General features: G+C 40.8%; 12 protein-coding genes. 2 read left to right on the plus strand and 10 right to left on the minus strand.

The annotated features are described in order from the left end of the window. Window positions 1–3: 3 nt before the first annotated feature. From CTY47_RS00505 to CTY47_RS00545, 9 genes are all read right to left on the minus strand, one after another. A complete protein-coding gene (locus CTY47_RS00505) occupies window positions 4–3,045 on the minus strand; it encodes an efflux RND transporter permease subunit (RefSeq protein ID WP_099462929.1) in 3,042 nt (1,013 codons plus the stop codon). 11 nt (window positions 3,046–3,056) lie between these two features. Beyond that, window positions 3,057–4,109, minus strand: a complete 1,053-nt coding sequence (locus CTY47_RS00510; RefSeq protein ID WP_099462930.1) for an efflux RND transporter periplasmic adaptor subunit — start codon at window positions 4,107–4,109, stop codon at window positions 3,057–3,059. Between the two features lie 75 nt (window positions 4,110–4,184). After that, complete coding sequence (locus CTY47_RS00515; RefSeq protein WP_099462931.1) at window positions 4,185–5,147, minus strand: DNA/RNA non-specific endonuclease; 963 nt, start codon at window positions 5,145–5,147, stop codon at window positions 4,185–4,187. 189 nt (window positions 5,148–5,336) lie between these two features. Continuing rightward, window positions 5,337–7,532 (minus strand): alpha-L-rhamnosidase-related protein, encoded by a 2,196-nt coding sequence (locus CTY47_RS00520; RefSeq protein ID WP_099462932.1) that lies wholly within the window; start codon window positions 7,530–7,532, stop codon window positions 5,337–5,339. Window positions 7,533–7,548: 16 nt separating this feature from the next. Continuing rightward, the gene (locus CTY47_RS00525; protein WP_099462933.1) at window positions 7,549–10,179 is read right to left on the minus strand and encodes a family 78 glycoside hydrolase catalytic domain; all 2,631 of its coding nucleotides are present in this window, start codon (window positions 10,177–10,179) and stop codon (window positions 7,549–7,551) included. Window positions 10,180–10,197: 18 nt separating this feature from the next. After that, window positions 10,198–11,910 (minus strand): alpha-L-rhamnosidase-related protein, encoded by a 1,713-nt coding sequence (locus tag CTY47_RS00530; protein ID WP_099462934.1) that lies wholly within the window; start codon window positions 11,908–11,910, stop codon window positions 10,198–10,200. A gap of 33 nt (window positions 11,911–11,943) precedes the next feature. Beyond that, window positions 11,944–12,744, minus strand: a complete 801-nt coding sequence (gene rhaD, locus CTY47_RS00535; protein ID WP_099464012.1) for a rhamnulose-1-phosphate aldolase — start codon at window positions 12,742–12,744, stop codon at window positions 11,944–11,946. A gap of 32 nt (window positions 12,745–12,776) precedes the next feature. After that, on the minus strand, window positions 12,777–14,033 hold the full coding sequence (locus tag CTY47_RS00540; protein WP_099462935.1) for an L-rhamnose isomerase: 1,257 nt from the start codon (window positions 14,031–14,033) through the stop codon (window positions 12,777–12,779). 12 nt (window positions 14,034–14,045) lie between these two features. Next, the gene (locus CTY47_RS00545) at window positions 14,046–15,473 is read right to left on the minus strand and encodes a rhamnulokinase (protein WP_099464013.1); all 1,428 of its coding nucleotides are present in this window, start codon (window positions 15,471–15,473) and stop codon (window positions 14,046–14,048) included. A gap of 158 nt (window positions 15,474–15,631) precedes the next feature. Here CTY47_RS00545 and CTY47_RS00550 point away from each other — a divergent pair, with 158 nt between their 5' ends. After that, entirely contained in the window at window positions 15,632–16,522 is an 891-nt protein-coding gene (locus CTY47_RS00550; protein WP_099462936.1) for an AraC family transcriptional regulator, read from the plus strand. A 105-nt stretch (window positions 16,523–16,627) separates the two neighbouring features. Beyond that, on the plus strand, window positions 16,628–18,358 hold the full coding sequence (locus CTY47_RS00555; protein WP_099462937.1) for a GAF domain-containing sensor histidine kinase: 1,731 nt from the start codon (window positions 16,628–16,630) through the stop codon (window positions 18,356–18,358). A gap of 78 nt (window positions 18,359–18,436) precedes the next feature. Here the strand turns inward: CTY47_RS00555 and CTY47_RS00560 are convergent, their stop codons facing one another. Further along, a complete protein-coding gene (locus CTY47_RS00560) occupies window positions 18,437–20,746 on the minus strand; it encodes a GH92 family glycosyl hydrolase (RefSeq protein WP_394340678.1) in 2,310 nt (769 codons plus the stop codon).

Consider the following 20,746-nt stretch of genomic DNA (forward strand, 5'->3'; position numbering starts at 1 on the left):
TACTTATTCAGATTTAATCTTAAAGAATATACAATAGGTAACTGGAAGTACGAATATTGTCAGGACAGTAGATATAAATAAACCGCCCATGATCGTAGCAGCCATACCGGCAAACATAGCATCACCCAACAAAGGCAACATACCAAGAATTGTAGTTCCCGAAGCCATCGTTACCGGAACAATACGCGTTTTTGTAGCTTCAATAACAGCATTTATCGGAGCCAGTCCGCTATCCATCTGCAAGCCTATTTCATCAACCAATACGATAGCATTCTTTATATTCATACCTATCAGTCCCAGCAAACCTAACATGGCAAAGAAGTCCAAAGATTTACCAAATACCAATAAACCTAATACAACCCCGATAAAGATCAACGGCAACATACACATAATCAGAATCGGTTTACGATAAAATTTCGGGAACAAGAATAACAATGTTATATAAATCAATCCGAACATTAAAGGTATATTTGCAGCAATTGCACTATTACCTTTATCTTGTTCTGACTGTTCTCCGAAATATTGTAACTTATACCCTTCCGGCACCTGGACTTTTTGCTGTATTTCCGTCCACAAATTATTAAATGCAGCCATTGTATTAGCTCCGCGTTTAGGTTCGCACTGCATCATCATATAACGCTGACGGTTATAACGCTTCACTACGCTATATTCATAATCCAACGAAAAATCATCAATAACCTGCTCGACCTTAACGGAGCGGCCTTTTGCACTATAAACCGGCAAAGTCTTTATATCATTCAGGTTCATCGAATCGCGGTCGGCATCTTTCATTAAGATAGGCATAAATACATCGCCTTCGCGATATTCGCCCAACGGGACTCCATTCGTTGCCGAGCGAAGTGAATAAGCCACCTGCTGGCGGGTGATACCCAGTCTTAAACCTTTTTCCTGGGAATACAGCGGCTTCCATACCGGCACCTTGTTTCCCCAGCTATTTCGGACTTCCATTACCATATCATTCGAACGGGCAATATCCTGGGCACGCCCAGTTAATGCAACCAATGTATCTATATTATCACCAATGAACCCAATTTCAATTGCTGCATCCGGAACCGGAGACAATGCAAATAATGCCGAACGAGTCAAAATCTCAGGATAATTGGCAACCATATAATCATAAAACTTGCCCTCTTCCCCTTTTGCATCTTTAGCATCTTTGGTTTCAATCAACACATTTGCAAAATTAGGTTTCGGTCCTACCGACGAACTAGCCAGATAATAACGAACCGGAGAACCACCCATTGTAAATGAATAAGACTTAATATTCTCATTCGTCTTCAAATAATTTTCAATATTCTTTACATTCCGTTCCACATCCTCAATACCATATCCTTCAGGGAAAATCAAATCTGCACGGAAGTAAGGCTTATTCATGATCGGGAAGAAACTCTGCGGCATAATACCCATAATAAACAGAGAGAGGAACAAGGTTGCAATAACAGATACCAATGTTACATATCTGCGTTTGATCAAACGAGCCAGCACCTTCTCAAATTTATGATACAACTTGGTATCGTAGGGATCTTTAGCTTCGCCCGGCTTAGCCTCTTTCAATATAAAGTTACCAAATGTAGTTGTCTGCGTTAATGCCAATATCCAGCTTAATCCCAAAGATACGGCTAATACAATAAACAAAGGTTTTACAATTTCGGCAACGGCAGCCGGAGCCAGATACATCGGCAAAAACGAACAAACTGCAATAAATGTTGCACCAAGTAAAGCCCATTGAGGTTTGGTTGCTCCATCTATCAAAGCCTGATAACGCGACAATCCACGCTTAATACCCACCTGGGCATTATCTGTCACCACGATGGCATTATCCACAAGCATACCCATTGCAATAATAAATGCAGCCAATGACGTACGGTTCAGCCCGACACCCCAGATAAGCATGATCAGCAATGTACCTCCCACAGAGAATAATAACGAGCTCCCCACCAACATACCGGCACGGGAACCCATCACCAGGAAGATAATAACAATTACAATCAACAACGATTCGATCAGGTTCAGAATAAAACCATTATTCGCTTCATCCGCAATCTTGTTTTCCGGATAAATCGTTTTCAGTTCCATGCCGATAGGGAAAAGCTGCTCCATCTCTTTCAGGTGATCCGATACGGCGTTTCCTACAGCAACAACATCATCCTTTGCCCCTGTAGCCACACCTATACCGATTGCACGCTTACCATCTACACGCATTAAGTTAGAAGGCGGATCCATATAGCCGCGTTCTATAATAGCAATGTCTCCTAAACGAACCTCACTCCCGCTCTTCGTTACAATCAACTGATCGCGGATATCTTCAATACTTTTGTAAGTTCCTTCGGCATTTACACGTAGCTGATATGTTCCGGTGCCTAATTCCCCGGTATTTACAAGTAAGTTCTGCGTTTGCAATACCTGTTGTATAGAATTGGGATCTATACCCAAGTTGGCCAGCTTAGGAACCGATATACGAATATTTACAACCTGTGTTTGTTCGCCATACAAATAAACTTTCTGAACACCGGGTATGGGGGTCAACTCGGTTTTTATCTTCTGCGCCCAGTCACGCATATCCTTATAAGTAAAACCTTCATCCGCAGAAAGGGCATAATAAATACCGAAAACATCCCCAAAGTCATCGCTCACATTAATAGCAGAAGCTCCGGTAGGAAGTTGCGGCTGAATATTAGCTACCTTACGACGTAACTCGTCCCACTTAACCGGCATATAATTCGGATCCAGTGTGGGTTGAAGTTCTATCGAGATTTTAGACATACCGAAATATGATTCCGATTTAATCTGATATACGTCAGCCATTGACTGTATCTCACGTTCAATAGGCTCTGTCACCAACTTTTCAACCTCTAAAGGGGTTGCGCCCGGATATTGCGTAACCAAGACGGCCTGCTTAATCACAAAGGGCGAATCTTCCTTCTTTGGCAATTTAAAAAAAGAGTATACACCTCCTATCAGCAGAACTGCCAAAAAGAAATATATAATCTTCTTATTTTCTAAAGAATATTTTGGTATATTCATTGTTTATCTGCTTAATCTGTTAATACTTTTACCTGTTGACCGTCAACTAATCGGGTGGCACCGGCTGTTACAATCTTCTCGCCGGCCTGCAAACCTTCCGTAACAACGACACGGTCTTTTCCCAGCAGTTCTTCTTCCTTAATCTGACGGCGTTCAACTTTTTGGCTCTGGCTATTGTAAACAAATACATACATATTATTATTTCCTTCGCCTGCCACAATTGAGGAAATCGGAATCATGACTGCTCCCTCATTAAAACTTCCTGTTTCCACATGCAGGATCACGCGGCAAGAAAAACCAACAGCTACCTTATATTTATCCAAATTAAACTCAGGATCATCTATATACAAAAAAACAGGAACGCCGGAACCATCGGGCGACGCTTCCACATATTCCTTCACTTTTGCCTTAAACCGAATGCCCTTGTAATTGTCAAACTCCACATAAAGGCTATATGGGTTGGAAAAGTAATTAATGCTCGATTCAGGCATTGTGTACTGTATCTGAAGTTTGTTCGGGTTAATCAAACAAACAATGCCTTGTCCGGCCTGCACTTTCTGATAGTTTTCAACATATTTTTTCTGAATAAAGCCATCAAACGGAGCACGCAATTTTGTTTGAGTCAACTGATTTTGTGCATATTCAAATGCTGCTTTCGCATTAGAATAGGTAGCTTCGGTCGATTCATACTCCTGCTTAGAGATAGCTTGCTTGGACAACAGTTTCTCGGCACGCTGCAACTGAGCTTCCGCCGTTTGAAATGATGCTTTCTTGGCTTCAAATTCCCATTTGAAATCCTGGGGATCTATTTCGGCTACCACTTGTCCTGTACGAATCTTCTGGCCTTCTTCTACATTCAGTGAGATGAGCGGTCCCGACATCTTAAATGCCAGGTCACTAAACTGATCAGGAGATACAACTCCACTGAATGACTTTTCCACCCTATTCAGAGAAACCACTTCCGCCAATTTTACAGGGCGAGGACCTTGCTCTTTCACAGGAGGTTGGCTACAAGATGATATCAGTGCTGCCAATGCTAAAACGGGGATTAATTTTCCACTCATTGTAAATCGCTTTTTATTATTTATTTTAATCTGTTTCTATAAAATACAACATAATGTATTATGCTATTGTTTCGGCTAGAAAGACCATACATTCCAATTGATCCCAGCTTCCATCCTGCTCTCGTGATCGTCAGGAAAAGATGGAAAAAAGTCAATACCGGTTACCTTTTCTACACTATCAATCGGGATAGCGACCGACTCTAATGAAATATCCCTATAATCTCTATTTTCAAATAAAAATGCAATACCTTCGGGTTTATTGTTTGCAATAGTACAAATTACCTTATAAAATAACGCAGGAACAGCTACCTTATTTTTCCCCATCCGTTTCAAATCGTCAGAAATTACAGGTCCGGTCACTATCAACAGCATTCTGTTATCCATTGCCCATAACCGACATTGCTCTTCAAGATCTTTCCAGATGCCTCTGTTCAGACCAGGTTTCTGAGAACAGATATTACTAAAATAAAAAGATTCCCGCATTGCTTTTGCCGACCATTTCATATCGCCCGCCGGCGCCAAATGTCCTCTATCGTAGCCAGTTCGGGTATAATCTTCATTTGTAGCCGAAGCTCCTTTCACCATCGGATCGGGAACAAATTTATTAGAACGATTCGTTTTTTTGCTCTTTGCCTCTGCAGCAGTCAGCTCGTAAGCTACCCAGTTGGCAATCCTGTAATCCGAATTATAAGAAACAGTATATCCTTCGTGCTTGACAACCTGTTCTTTCTGCTTAACCTGTAAACGGGGAATTTCGGCATTAACCGGAAGTTTAAATGATTTTGAGGAAGTTCCGGACGGTACAGCCTTTGTAATCTTCTTCTCAGGTGTTTCCGGAATTTCTTGCCGATTTTCAGAAACCGGAACCGTCTTCTTTACCGGAAACAAATAATCATATACAAACAACGACGCAATTGCACATGCAACTACCACACTTATCCAAATAAACAAACGCTTCACCACAGATATAAAAGGAGAAGCATGGTTTTGCCTTTTCGTTTTTTTTCGCGTCAGTGTTTTTTTTCTAGCTTTTGCCATTCACCTATTACCACGTTGATGATCGGGCACAAAAATAGACAAAATCTATATGTTGCACAACAGACAAAACCGAATGTATTGGTTTATATTATGATAAAACGCGTCATTATTATGACAACAAGACAGCTTTGTTAAGGGGCTGAATTATAAATCATAGGAAAAAAACGTTCGTTTATGCTATCGCAAAGTTTACTTATTTAGTTTATGTACGCCAGGGTAAAGTATTTCTGTCTTTTTACCGGGTAATAATAATTCAGCTACAGTACCTTCGGGAACTTTGATTCTAAACGCCTGTGTACGACCATTCTTCCGTATCTTTACCTCTATATTCCCATAATGCGTAGGAATCACCGCTTCTGCTTCGTGCAAAGAACCCAACTGAGGAGCGATCTTAAAGGTCTTGAATCCTGGAGATGTAGGTTCCACACCACAAACCTGCTGGCTCAATATTGTCAACGGCCCTCCGCTCCATGCATGGTTAATAGTTCCGCCGCCGAAACCATCTGCTCCTATTCCCCAACCTTCAAATAAGGTTGAATAAGGATATCCGAGCATTTTTTTATAACGTTGTTTCATCCGCAAAATAGCAAAATCGGGTTGATTCATTCTGAATAATGCTTCGAGAACATACTTCTCCATATAAGGACTTGCATTGTATTGTTCTTTAAATATCTTCAAAAGCGGTTTATATTTTTCGGGAGAAGCAAGCCCTGAAACAACAGCCATTGCCTGCGCACGATCATCTGTTGCTCCACGATAACCGGGAGCCCTATATTCTGTTCCTGTCCAGAATTTAGTATTAAAACATTTCTCGATCGTATTCATCATACGACAGATTTCTTCTGCATCCGATATTTTTCCCAACTGCACAGCAAAGGCATGCTCTGCTTTCAATGCCAAATAGTACCAACAGTTTGTAAGTACACCCATATCAACATTTTCGCCCCAGTCGCCCCAACTCCATCCACCATTACGTTCAATAGGAAGTCCACTGTCATCCGTCTTCCAAACTTCGTGCAAATAACGATGCAGGCCATCGTATATGGCAGAAACAAAAGAGCTGTCTCCACTATAATAATATTGGGTATAGAAACCATACCATCCAACCGAAGCCAACATTTGTAAAGGAAGTTCTTTTGCCCAATTTCCGGCAGGGACAGGAGAATAAAGCGTTCCGTCTGCACGCTGCCAATTTATTAACTCATAGATTCCTTTCAATGCCAGTTTCTGACCTTCGGGAGAAAGTGCGTAAAAAGCTTCTCCAAGTTCATTCACTTCATCGCCCCACCACTGAGCACGTTCACGGTCAGGACAGTCCATATAATTGTCGCGCATTGTTATGTACAATGTACGGGCACTACGCTTCCAAAGCTCATTCAGGAAAGGATCGTCACAACGAAATGCACCGTCCAGACCGGCATTATAACCTGTCTCACGATATTTGACATCCAACACCTTCACACCTTCGGGAATGATATAAAGAACCTCATGCCCGTTCATCCAGCCTAAACTTTCATATTCTTGCAGTCCGTTAGTTGTAATATACTCGGCACGAACATTCAATTCGCTACCTCCTCCATAATTATCGGTTAAAATATGAATTGTTTTTCCTTCGCCTGCCTCTACTTTCAGGTATGGCGTGACTTGCGCATTGTAAGGCAAACTACAGAAAAGAGTATCGCCTGCTTTAGAATACCTGACTTTAGGATAAGCTATCAACCCGCTATTCTTCCATTGAGGAATAGAACGTTCCACAAGTGTTCCGAATGTTTCTGTAGCAGCAACAACAAGTTGTGCACCCGGAAAAGAACCTTCAAAATCCGGTTTATACCAATCTGCTATCATCCGGCGGGCATCAAAACGGATATTGCTTTCCGCCAAACGATAATTGGGATAAGGTGCTCCGGTATTCTGATAAGCATCATAAAGTGTGCACTGCCAGCTTTCATCAGACAACAAAGTAACGTCTTCGCCTATGGCTTCAAACAGCAACCCAGCCTTTCCGCTGTTTACATGTGCAAAACCATCTTTTCCAAAATGCCAGACAAGTACGGCTATTGTGTTCTCGTTCTCCCAAAGGTATGGTGCAATATCCACCACATCATAATAGGTACTATGCGGAGACCGACCACGTTTCAATCCGCCTTCAAAGACAACCATTTTTCCATTAATCCAAAGCCAATATTTAGTATCTGCGGCAATTTTAGCCAGAAGTTTATCCGGTACATGATGAATTGTGCATGTTTTACGATAAGCAAGCCATGTATTTGATGCACTCTGGCATCTTTCCGTTGTAATCCATTGAGCTTGCCCTTGTCCGGCTAGTTCCTGCCCAATTAAAAGCAGGAACACAAAACAGGTTAAAAGGAAAATAGATTTCTTCATATGTAATATATTATTATCAAAAAGTAAGTGTATGTGTTCCACTACCCAATGATTGGGTTTTACCGTCTACAATCACGTCGGCAGTACAACCGGCCGGTATAGTTACATCAAGTATCACATGATTGCCATCACGCTTCCATTCGCTCATGATACGTCCACGCACCGAATGATAATCTCCCCTGGCCCAATCCAGTTCCTTCACAAAATGAGGAGTGATCAGTATATGCCCGAATCCCGGAGAAGACGGGTCATAATTAATACCGGCTAATGTATTCATCATCCAGGCAGAAACATCACCCATAAAAACGTGGTTGAGAGAAGCATCTGCAAATTTATCATTCATTTTCCAAGTTTCGGGCAAAGTAGTATATCCCATCGTTTCCACCCAATAACCCCAGGATGGAGCTTCGGTTTTTAATATCATCTTCATTGCATCCTCAATATATCCATACTTTGTAAGCATGGCAGGGACAGTTTTACTACCAAGCAGCCCGAAATCAAGAAAACAATCATTTGCAACAATCTTGTCACGTAAAGTTTTCGCCACCAATTCCTCTTTACCTTCGGGAACAAGCCCCAGATATAATGCCACACCTTGAGCAGCTTGTGTACCTCCGGCATATTCGCCCGTTTCGGCATTGAAGAATTTTTTGTTGATGATTGCCTTTAACTCCCCGGCTTTCTGCTGATAAGGAGTTGCATCCTTCTTCAACAAGCCTGCAAAACGCGCCATAAGTACATTATCCAAATAATAATATGCTGTAGAAGTATATTCCGTATTAGTAGAGGTTTTCCAGAATACCCAATCACCAATTCCATTCGCCAGTGTACCTTCCAGTGTTTCCTTCGTTTTAAGATATTCCAGATAACGTTCCATGGTTGGATACAGTTGCTCTATGCTATGCTGTGTACCATAATAATTATAAAGGGCATTCGGAATAATAAACATAGCCGCATCCCAAACCGGTCCCGGCCAATCACCATATCCCCAGGTTGCAGTAGGAATAATACCGGAAATATCGCCAATACTGTCGCGTTGGTTATCAATAAAGTCATTCATCCACTTTTCGTAGAATGTAATGCCATCGAAACCTAACAGACCAAGATCAACAGCGACATGTGCATCAGCCGTCCAGCCATTCTTTTCGCGTTGCGGGCAATCTGTGGGAATACTGTGTAAATTATTCACATAAGCCTGCATTGTAGCATCCCATATTTTAGTCAACATCGGATTACTGCATTCAAAACGCCCTACCGGTTTTACGTCCGTATGCACACTTAATGCAGTAAGACTCTGACTAGTAAGGGCAACAGGTTTATCACTTTCCACTTCCACATACTGGAATCCATGATAAGTAAAAGCAGGTATAAATACCTCTTCCGTACCATCGCCCCGCAGTGTATATACGTCGGTCTGAAACATTTCGTAAGGTTTAACCGGATGGTAATAAATATTAATATTTCCCTGTTCCAGACGACCATCTTTTTTCAGCAGTTCACCATGTTTCAAAGTAATACGCGTACCACGTTCTCCTTTAACTTTGAGACGGCAGAAACCTGCGATATTCTTCGGAAAAGAATAAACGTAAAGTTTATTGCCAAATGCTTTCATATCTACCGGAGCATATTCTTGTGTAATACGGATAGGCGGCATTTGCTGAGCGACAACCTTAGAAGCCGGAGAGGCCGTAACTGTAACAAGCTTCCATTGGCTATCATCAAAACCTGTATTGTTCCAACCTTTTTCTTCCAATGTCGCATCATACATATCGCCACTGTAAAGATCATTATAAATATACGGGCCAACGGCCGTACGCCAGCTTTCATCAGTCACAATACTGTCTGTGGAACCATCGTCATAGACTAAGCGAAGTTCGCAATACATACGGGGACGATCTCGCCAACGTGCTTTTTCGAAATCCCATACAGCAACAGACTGTACATTATACCAGCCATTACCTAACACGGCAGCTATTGCATTATCCCCTTCTTTCACCATACCGGTTACATCATGGGTAACATACAGAATACGTTTATCAAAATGTGTATATCCCGGATCAAGATAATGACCTCCTACCCTTTCTCCATTGATAAACATTTCGTTATATCCGGCAGAAGCCACATAAAGACGTGCATCCCGTACAGCCTTGCCTACAGTAAAAGTTTTACGGAACATAGGTGCAGGTTCAAAATCTTTATTATTGCCATCTGTTATCCATTTTGAAGAAAAGACAGGAAAAGAAATATAGCCGGTTTCGAATGATGCCACTTCAGAAGTACGACATTCGCGTCCATCGGCATCCCAAACCGTAACAGTCCAATAATAATGCGTAGCCGGTTGAAGTGACAGTTTACCTATTTCAGACATACGGTTTTCCGGTTTACTACTCTGCCAGTTCAACACTTTTTTGTTTTGTTTCATATCAGGGGAAGTAGAAACGGTGACTTCCGTACGTGTAGGTACAAAACTGTCATCAGTACTCTGATATTCCCATGTAAAGCGTGGTGAGGTAGTATCAATTCCAATCGGATCCGTCAGATATTCGGTACGCAAATTAACCGGAACAGTTCCTTCGTTCTTCCGGTCACAGCCCGTTATTATAAGTAAGGAAACGAGTAGCGAGACTAAAATAAGTTGTCTTTTCATGTATTAATATGTTTATGATTATTCTTTGATAATTACAATTTCCTCCGGTGCATCAATTGAACTTTTTACTTTTCCGTTTGCATCACGTTCATGGCGTATTTTTATTACTCCATGAGGTGTAGGAAAGGTTCCTTCCACCCATTGCAAATCACCCAATTCGGGTATAATGCGTACAACCCGGCAACCAGGTTCCACTACATGAACACCAAGTATAAATTCACTAAGCCATGCTGTCGGACCTGAAGCCCAGCCATGACAAAAACTATGTCTATAACCCTGATAACAAAATTTACCGTAATCACGATGAATGTCCTTCTTTCCTACCGGAACAAGGCTATCGATACGTGCCGCATCAGGCAACCAGTCCATATCAAAATCCTCCCAAAAGGTAGTAGCCCCCAAATCAAGCATGGCGCCCCAATAGGTACGGATAATATCTAAAGCACCTTTATAATTTCCGGCCAGTGCCATTGCACGAAGCATGTAATAACCATAAAAGGTTGAGAAGCCTTTAGCACCGCCGGCAGATATATACATATCATTTACTTTTCCGGGAACCATCAAGCCTGATATAGCCATAAGAGCCGCGGCTTGTTTAGTTCCGGCCGGATTCAAATACTGACCGGCTTTACGTGATAGTTGAGCCGCAGACTTACATCGAGCAGCAAGTGCTTCTTCATCCAGAATTGAACACAGTTCCACTCCCGCATCAAAAGCTTGCACCATAAGTGATTGTAATCCTGCATGAATAGCTTCAGCATTCTCGCTGGATGGCCAGTCCAGAAAACGAAAACCATCCAACTGCTCTACACCCTTTTCATTTATTTTAGTAAGAAGTAGTTCTAACAACCCGGTAAGATATTTCTGCTGAGCTTTCAGATAATTGAAATCTCCCTGGTACTTATACCAGTCACGTTGAATAAGAAGCCACCAAAGAGAATAAGAACTGATTCCGTTCATCCATTGAGGTAATGGTGTAATATCACGAATCAGATCAAGGCTCTTAGGAACTACTTCGTTATAACCAAACACACAGCTCACCGTCATAACTTCAGGATGCAGATCACCAACCCACACAAGACGGTCGCGCTTAATGCCATCCCAAAGATATTCCTGCATATTAAGTTGTACCGTATATGCTCCGGTCTTCCATATTTCATTCAGTCGTTCGTCGTTACAACTAAAAGAGCCCTTATATTCCAAATCACGATATATGGAGATCGCGCGAATTTCTTTCAAGTACAGTTCCGCAGATTTATCAAGTAAATCAATACGGGCAAACCGGAAACCGGAGTTACCGGCTTCTGCCACCCCAAGCCAGGGTAGCTGAAGTGTGAAATCACGCATTGCATGATCATTAGATGCTCCATTATGACCATCAATATCACACATAGCCTCGCTGGCAGATTCGCCAAAGCGAACACGGACAGCTACAGGCTGATGTGACGGCGACATTCCTGTCACAAACTGAATTCCACCTTGAATCTCTCTACCGAAATCCAATAACACAGATGCCTGTTCCTTTTCCGTACTCTTTAGTATACAAAGATCACCGATTGCTAACTCAGATTGTCCGTTTCCCTGTTGTAACAAATTATTTATTCCTGGAATATCACAAGACTGCCACAGTATCTTTACAGGAGAAAGATACTCGCGTACACGGCTGTCACGCTGCTGAGCCCAACCGACAACAACACAAAACAAAGAAACCAGAGTAAAGTAATATTTCATGGTACGGTACACTATTCTTTTTACTCAATATAATTACAAATTGAATGCACCTACAAGATCATCGACCTGCTTGTCTGTCATTCCCTCAGGTTCATATCCGGCCATACGGGCGCTGAAATAGATTTGAGCTGCTTTACTAAGCGCATCGATAGCATCAAAACATTCTATTATATCTTCTCCTACAGCCAAAATTCCATGTTTCTCCCAAAAGACAACATCATGCTTCTCCAATTGCTTTATAGTTGCATGAGCTAACTCCAATGTGCCGGGAATCTCATATGGAACAATACCCACCCCCTTAGGCACAATAATACGGCACTCCGGTATCATACTCCACAGCGTACGCGTAATCACACCCGAATCTGTAAATGGTTTGCAATGTGTCATTCCGATGAGATCTGTCGGATGCGTATGAAGGACTACCCGGCTATCACGTCCCGACTTTCTGAGAAAATTATGCATCATCAAATGAGATGGTAATTCTGAAGTAGGTGATATAGGCTGTTCCGCTATTATTTCATATGCTTTTCCATCAGCAGAAATACGTATTATAGCCCCATTAGCAAAAGGATCCTGAGCTATATAACGCATACGTTTTCCGGTTCCGGTCACGTAAAAAACATGTCCGCATAATCCGGTCATAGACTCCGCCAGAGGAGTTAAAGGAGAAATAGGAGGCAATTGTCTTTCATCATCGCCCATCAACGAAGTAACATTTACAGAGATGTTCCCTCCGTTACGTTCGGCCCAACCTTTAGTCCATAAATAGCCGGCAACTTCTGCAATACGATCTATCTCCGCCATCAGCGGTTTATTACTTCTAAGTTCATCCATATCTGTTTCTTTATTCATTTTGGTAGTTTTTGCTATCGTTTACCGGTTACTTCTTTCTCATAACGCTCAACCTCATTTATATATGACTCTCCTACCAGTACATCATTCTGCAAACAGAACATATCCCAGACGGCTCCCCAAGGTAAGCTTTTGGCCTCTTCCTGCAAAGCCAGCCGTTCAAAATATTTACCTTCATCTTCATATTGGCAAAGTAAGCGGATAGGCTCCAGTAAAGCCTGCATAAATGCTTTTTGCGTTGCCCGGCTACCGATGACATAAGCCCCGATACGATTAATCGTAGCATCAAAATAATCCAAGCCGATATGTACCCGGTCCAGAGCATTACAACGAATAATCTCACGAGCCAAATCTAAAAGATCATCGGTCAAAGTCACTACATGGTCACTATCCCAGCGAACCGGACGACTCACGTGCAACATTATCTCCGGCGTAAAAAGAAGTAAAGACGATACTTTGTCTGCAATACTTTCTGTTAAATGGAAATGACCTGTATCCAGTGTAACGATCTTATTTTTTTTCACCCCATAACCTAAATAGAAATCGTATGAACCCACTGTATAATTCTCCAAGCCGATACCAAACAGCTTGGCTTCTATACAATCTTTCATATTTTTATAATCAACAGAATATATATCATCCAACGACTGTTCCAAAATGCGACGATATCTCAAACGACTAGCCGGCACTTCTTTACTTCCGTCATGAATCCACAAATTCATCATACAAGGATCATTCTGATATTTTCCCATCTCTTCACTGATCAGGCGACAACGTTTCGTATGTTCAATCCAGAAATTACGTATTTCATCATTCGGATTTGCCAACGTCAAATCCCCGCTTTTCGGATGAGAAAAAGAGGTACTGTTGAAATCCAATTTAAAATCATTCACTTTCGCCCACTGCATCCAACTTTCAAAATGTTTCGGTTCTACGGCATCACGATCAACTTTTTTCCCCTGAAAATCGCCATATATCTCGTGTAAATTCAATCGATGCCGTCCCGGAATATATGACTTAGCTTTCAATATATCAGCGCGTAATTGATCTATTGTACGTGCACGTCCGGGATAATTGCCGGTTACCTGAATACCTCCGGATAAAGAATTACCCTGATTCTCAAAACCAGATACATCATCAGCCTGCCAACAATGCAGAGATAAAGAAATCTTCCGCATATCATTTAAAGCTTTATGCACGTCCACTCCTACCGCAGCATATCGTTCGGCTGCCATTTCAAATGCCTGATGAATCAAACTTTCTTTTATCATGGTACTATTTAATTAATTGTTTTCCGGATAAAAAATTTCGACAGGAAGTGATGAAGCTATAATACGCCGCATCTCCCATCTATCAGCAACAACACCCAGCGCTTTTGCCTGTACCATACAATTGCCAACAGCAGTTGCCTCATAAGGTCCGGCAATCACGGGACGCTTTATGGCATTTGCCGTAAGCTGATTCAAAAAATAATTCTTTGCGCCACCACCTATAACATGTAATTTATCTATATCAAAAGGTGCCATTTCAGATAAAAGTTCGAGAACCTGCCGATATCGATCTGCTAAACTTATAAAAATACAACGTACAAATTCTGCATTTTCCCGGGGAGGAATTTGACCAGTTTCGTCACAATATGTTTTAATTGCAGCAGTCATACTTACAGGATTAATAAAACAAGGACTATCCGGATCGACAAGAGAATAAAAAGAAGTCTTATGCTTTGCCATCTCCATAATTTGCTGATAAGAATAAAAACATCCTTCTTTATCCCACTCTTTCCGGCATTGTTCAAGCAACCACATGCCAGTAATATTCTTTAGAAAACGGATCGTCCCTTCTATTCCTCCTTCATTTGTAAAATTATGTTTGTATGAAACATCGTTAATAACAGGTTGATCTGTTTCTATTCCCATCAAACTCCATGTTCCGCTACTCAAATAAGCAAAGCTAGAATCGGAAGCCGGAACAGCTACAACGGCAGAAGCAGTATCATGTCCAGCCACCGCTACAACAGGAATTTTTCCTATTCCTGTATTACGTGCAAGTTCATCTGTAAGGAAACCTATTATTGTTCCGGGCATAACAACCGGACCAACTATGTCTGATGGCAGACCTGCCACATCAAACAATGCGGTCTCAAACTGTTTTGATCTGGCATTTAATAATTGAGAAGTAGAAGCATCCGTATACTCGCAGATTCTTCGCCCGGTTAATAAATATGATAACAAATCAGGTATGAATAATATTTGATCCGCATGTTCCAAATACGAGCACTTTTCTTTTTTTGCCCTGAAAAGCTGGAACAAACTATTAAATTCCATAATTTGAATACCTGTATAATCATATACTTCCCGCCGGGAAATACACTTGAAAAACTCATCAGGAGCACCTTTTGTATATGGATCACGATAAGCGCGCGGAAGTCCGAGTAATGAGCCGTCTTTACCAATATAACCGAAATCTACTCCCCATGTATCAATACCGATAGAATCTATATGTATTCCTTTTCCGGCACAAAGAACCAGTGTCTCTTTCAATGAATCATACAAACGATATATATTCCAATACAATTTACCATGAATTTCAATTAATGTATTCGGAAAACGATTTACCTCCTGAATGGAAAAATGGTTTTCTTCCAAAGTACCTACCATAGCACGACCGCTAGTGGCTCCTATATCAAAAGCTAAAAAGTGGTATTTTTTCATCATCAGATCAAGTATATCTTTTATTGATAGCAAAAATAAATAATCAAATCCTTATATTATTTATGAAAATGATATTAAACCTTTCAATTCTGACAGTCTTTTATACTCATTACAACATATTTTTGTATGTTTGCTTCCAGAACCATCCCCGTCTTAAAATGAGTGGAATAAAAAAAGATCAGCTACATTATCTCTCTATCAGCCCAACAGACGAAGACTGGGGTATTGTCGTAACAACCATCGGTTACCAATTTATTCCTCCCAAAGGACAATATCCATTATCACGCCATCCTGAAAATTATGATTTCAAACCCCAAAACGGGCGAGTACTCAACGAATGCCAGCTTGTTTATATCACTAAGGGAAGTGGATATTTTTCATCACAATCCTGCAAGAAAAAAAAGGTTAGTGCAGGAACCATGTTACTTCTCTTTCCCGGCGAATGGCATAGTTATTATCCGGATACAGAATCCGGTTGGGATGAATATTGGGTTGGCTTCCGTGGCATCCATGTAGACAAATGTATTAAAAACAAATTCTTTAACAAAGACGAACCCATGCTTCATATAGGAATAAGTGCTACCATAGTAGGCTTGTATGAAGATATCTTAAAAATCGCCTCTCAGGAAAAATCAGGCTATCAGCAGATGATCTCCAGTATCGTTCTACATATACTGGGAACTGTTTACTACAAAGAGAAAAACAATTCCTTTACGAATACATATATCGTCGATAAGATTAATGAAGCACGTATATTAATGAAAGAACATATCGAGAATCCGCTAACACCAGAAGAAATTGCATTTCGATTAGGGCTTGGCTACTCCTGGTTTCGCAGAATGTTCAAAGAATATACCGGAGTTTCACCCGCTCAATACCAATCACAACAGAAACTACTGAAAGCCAAAGAATTGCTAACGGCTTCTTTTTTGAATATATCGGAAATAGCCTTCATACTAAAATTTGAAACTATCGGACAGTTTTCAACTTTTTTCAAGAAAAAAGAAGGGCTAACTCCTAAAGAATTCCGTGAAAGGAATCATTATTAAGTATCATAATACTTACATTAACATAATCTACAGCATTTAATATACAAATTTAAAAATTAACCAGTACTTTTGCCCGGAACAAATGGAAAACCCATATTAGTCAAAATGAATACATCCCCTGGTAGTTTAATAAATATATCCAATAATGACGTTGATTACAAAGGAGACAATTTCCTTGAAAATTTAATTTCGTTAAGAGAGATTATGTCGAAAATCCTGAAAATTCTAATCAATTTTGAACAGGGGGCAGCTATAGATCATGCTTTACTTAAAGTTTTAGAATTTTTCGATGTAGACCGTGTCTATATCGGCATTTTAGATGAAAAAGAACGTATGGTAGACTTTACAAACGAAGTTACCTGTGATGGAATTCTATCTATGCGCGAAGATCTACTTCGTCGGCTACATACAGAAGATGTACCCTGGTGGATAAAAAAGATAAGTAACGGAGAAGATATTATACTCAACGACATAGAATCAATGCCTGTAGAAGCATGTGCAGAGCATGAACTTCTTAAAATACAAAACGTACAATCATTAATATCCATTCCTGTATTCTACGAAAGCAAAGTACGTGGTTTCATTGGCTTGGATTCAGTCAAATTAAAACGATTCTGGACAGCTTTCGACCTGGAAAACCTGCGCGTATTTGCCGACATCCTTTCCATTGCTATCGAAAGAACCCGTGCCAAAGGTATAGCAAAATATACAGAAGCAGAAAAACTAAAGAGCGAATCCAAATTTCAAATCATATTCGATAAGTTACCTTGGGGCGTGGAATTGTATGACGAAAACGGAAACTTGTTAGATTTGAACCAAGCAGACTTAAACATTTTCCAAACCTCTAAAAACCTAGTACTAGGTGTCAACATGTTTAAAAACCCGAATATACCTAAATGGGTGAATAAAAAGCTAAAAAAAGGAGAAGACGTAGAATTCCGACTCGATTATAACTTCAATACTGTAAACGAGAGTGGCTATTATAATTCGGATAATTTTAAAGGCATAAAACATTTACAAGTAAAAGGTGTTCCTTTAAAAGATATAGACAACAGCATATTCGGCTACTTGTATATGGTATTTGATGATACCGAAAACCAAATGAAAAGGGAAGAAATGTGGCAAAAAGAGCTTGAACTTGCAAAAGTAAAAGAAGCAGATGTCTTAAAATCTGCATTCCTCGCAAATATGAGTCACGAAATACGAACGCCATTAAATGCAATAGTCGGTTTCTCCGATATTATTGCTGAAACATACGATCAGGAAGAAAGACAAACTTATCTGGATATTATCCATAAAAACAATGACCTTCTACTTCAATTAATCAACGACATCCTTGACTTCTCCAAGATTGAAGCAGGTACACTGGATTATCATATCGAAAAACTGGACATAAAGGAGATATGCGGAGAAATAGTTATTGCCAACTCTATTAAAATGAAACCGGGCGTAAACCTTATATTCAGCAACAATTTACCTTCCATTTCGTTAATGACTGACGAAAAACGTATCATACAAGTTATATCAAACTTCATAAATAATGCTATCAAATTCACTAATGAAGGAAGTATAACCCTTTATTACGAAAAAATAGACGACACTATAAAAGTCTGCGTGAAAGATACAGGTATCGGTATTAATGAAACGGATCAAAAACACATTTTCGAACGTTTTGTAAAAGCTAACACGTTCAAACAAGGTACAGGCCTAGGATTAACCATCAGCAAAACAATTATAGAATATCTGGGAGGTAATATCGGTGTGGACTCCGAAGTAGGAAAAGGGTCTACTTTCTGGTTTACTTTGCCATTAAACAGCCCGAAAAAAACAGCATAATATAAGCCGTCTCAAAATGAAAGCGGGTGTTACGTTGATGATCGTAACACCCGCTTTCATTTTACCATCGATCAAAACCTATTTATCAATTGGCATCGGAGCAGCCGAAGGAGGAGGCGTTGCTATCCCCCATTCTTTATTGGCTTTTGGCCCCATTTCAAATTCCAATAAACCACCGGAAGCAATGTCACTGTGATTAAACCAAGGTTGATTCAAAGCAACGCCGTTTAATTTGGCCGATTGAATATATTTATTCTCTTCAGATGCATTATAAGCCCTTATTTCAAAGGTATTTCCGCCACCCATATCTATTTTAACGTCTGTAAATACCGGACTACCTATATTATAAGTAGGCGAACCTGGAGTAACCGGGTAAAAGCCCATCTGGCTGAACACAACAAAAGCAGACATTCCACCACCATCTTCATCACCCGGAACTCCCATCAAATCATTGCGAAACCACTGATTAAGCAACGTACGGATACGTTTCTGAGTCTTCCAAGGCTGACCTGCATAGTTATATAAATAAGGTATATGCAAACTTGGTTCGTTTGCCATGGAGAACATACCTACATTGCCTGTATGATCGGGCAAGAATGAATAAAATTGCCATTTAGACATACCGAGCGGCGTATTGAACATCGAATCGAGAGCCGATATAAAAGCCTCATTACCGCCTATTAAGGAAATCAAATCGGCAATATTATGCTGCACGTCCCAACGATAAATATAACCATTATTCTCTCCATAATAATCGCGGGCGCCTAATCCGCCATCATAACGGTAATCCAATGGTTCTATAAACTTGCCATCTTTATCCTTGGGGTGGAAAAACTTGGTAACCGGATTAAACAGATTACGGTAATTATACGCCTTCGATAAATAATAGTCTGCTTCATCCGTCTTACCCAATTCCTGAGCAATCTGCGACAAGCACCATTCATCGTAAGCCGTACCCAGAGTAACGGCCACCGGCTGGCGTTTCTCCCAAATAGAAACATTAGGAACAGTTTCCTTTTCTCCCGGTTTCAAAGCAGGGATATAACCATGCTCCTTATAAAATTCATCCAGCCAACCGGCAGGAGCGGCCGACCATGGTATCAAGGTCTTCTCTTCTATTCCTTTCTTTGCCGCAATATATGCTTTTTCCAGCTCAAAACCACGTGAACCTTTACGGTAAGCATCAATAACGGTAGCTACAGCATGATTAGAATTCATACGACGGGAGTCTCCTGTTACTTCAGGAAAAGTAGGCATCCAATCCGTACCCATCTGCTCAGCCATCAAAAGATATGAATTAATAACATCATCCTCTTTCTCATTATCTATCAGGATGCGCAACGGATGAGTAGCACGGTAAGTGTCCCATATCCAATCGTCGGTATAAAATGTACGGCCGTCATCTTCATGTATCTTTCCGTCAAAAGCACTATAATAGCGTCCATCTTCACTTAATGCGACAGGCCGTTCATAGCAACGATACAAAGAAGTATAAAATACAACTTTATCATCCTCGCTACCGCCGGTTACCTGGATCTTGCCTAAGGCATCATTCCAGTCATTACGTGCAATCTTGGCAACTACATCAACGTCATAAGCTGCGATTTCACGTTCAAGGTTTTTCTTAGCTTGCGCTTCGTCGATAAAAGAAATACCATAACGGACGCCCAGGTTCTTTACGCCATCGCCAAAGGCCAGAACTAAAGCCGCATTTTCTCCTTCCACCGTATTATCACCGAACTTAACGGTTCTGCCTGCCAGTGCACCGCAGTTTTCGGGTTTCTTATCCGTTTCGGCATACAGATATACTTTTGTCTTTTTGTCTACATATTGATAACCGCTTACGGCATTTCCTTCGGCTTTCAGTTGTCCGTTACGGCTGTTAAAGACAAGATAAGCAGGGCCATCTTTCTCAAAAGTAATCTTGTAAACAGCGCTTTGGTGAGACGGAGCAAAATCCACATCAATATTGTTGTCATCCAGATATACCTGATAGCGATACGGCATAACCTTTTCACGGTCATAACTATAGTTAATAACCGGTTGCAGGCCGGATTCGTCACCTTGATACGGGCTCAGATTAAAGGCAGAACTACCTCTATGGCTGGTTACTATAATTGGCAAGCCTCCCAAACGGTCGCCCGTAAAGTCTGCCCGTTCAGGATATACACGAAGCATGCTGTTTGGCAAATGCACGGTAGGATACGTAGGAACCAGCAAATGGCTGATATTCCCCATATACGGATTTACGTAATCTACCGGGGCTTTCCAGTTTGCCGGATCATGTCCTCCTCCGGGAGCACACGAAGCCAGCACTAATGCCGAAGCCGCCACAAAACACACTTTGCCCATATGTGTCAGTGCTTTTGTCTTAAAACAACTATTCAT

The sequence above is a fragment of the Parabacteroides provencensis genome, from assembly GCF_900232875.1.
GTDB classification, from domain to species: Bacteria; Bacteroidota; Bacteroidia; order Bacteroidales; family Tannerellaceae; genus Parabacteroides; species Parabacteroides chinchillae.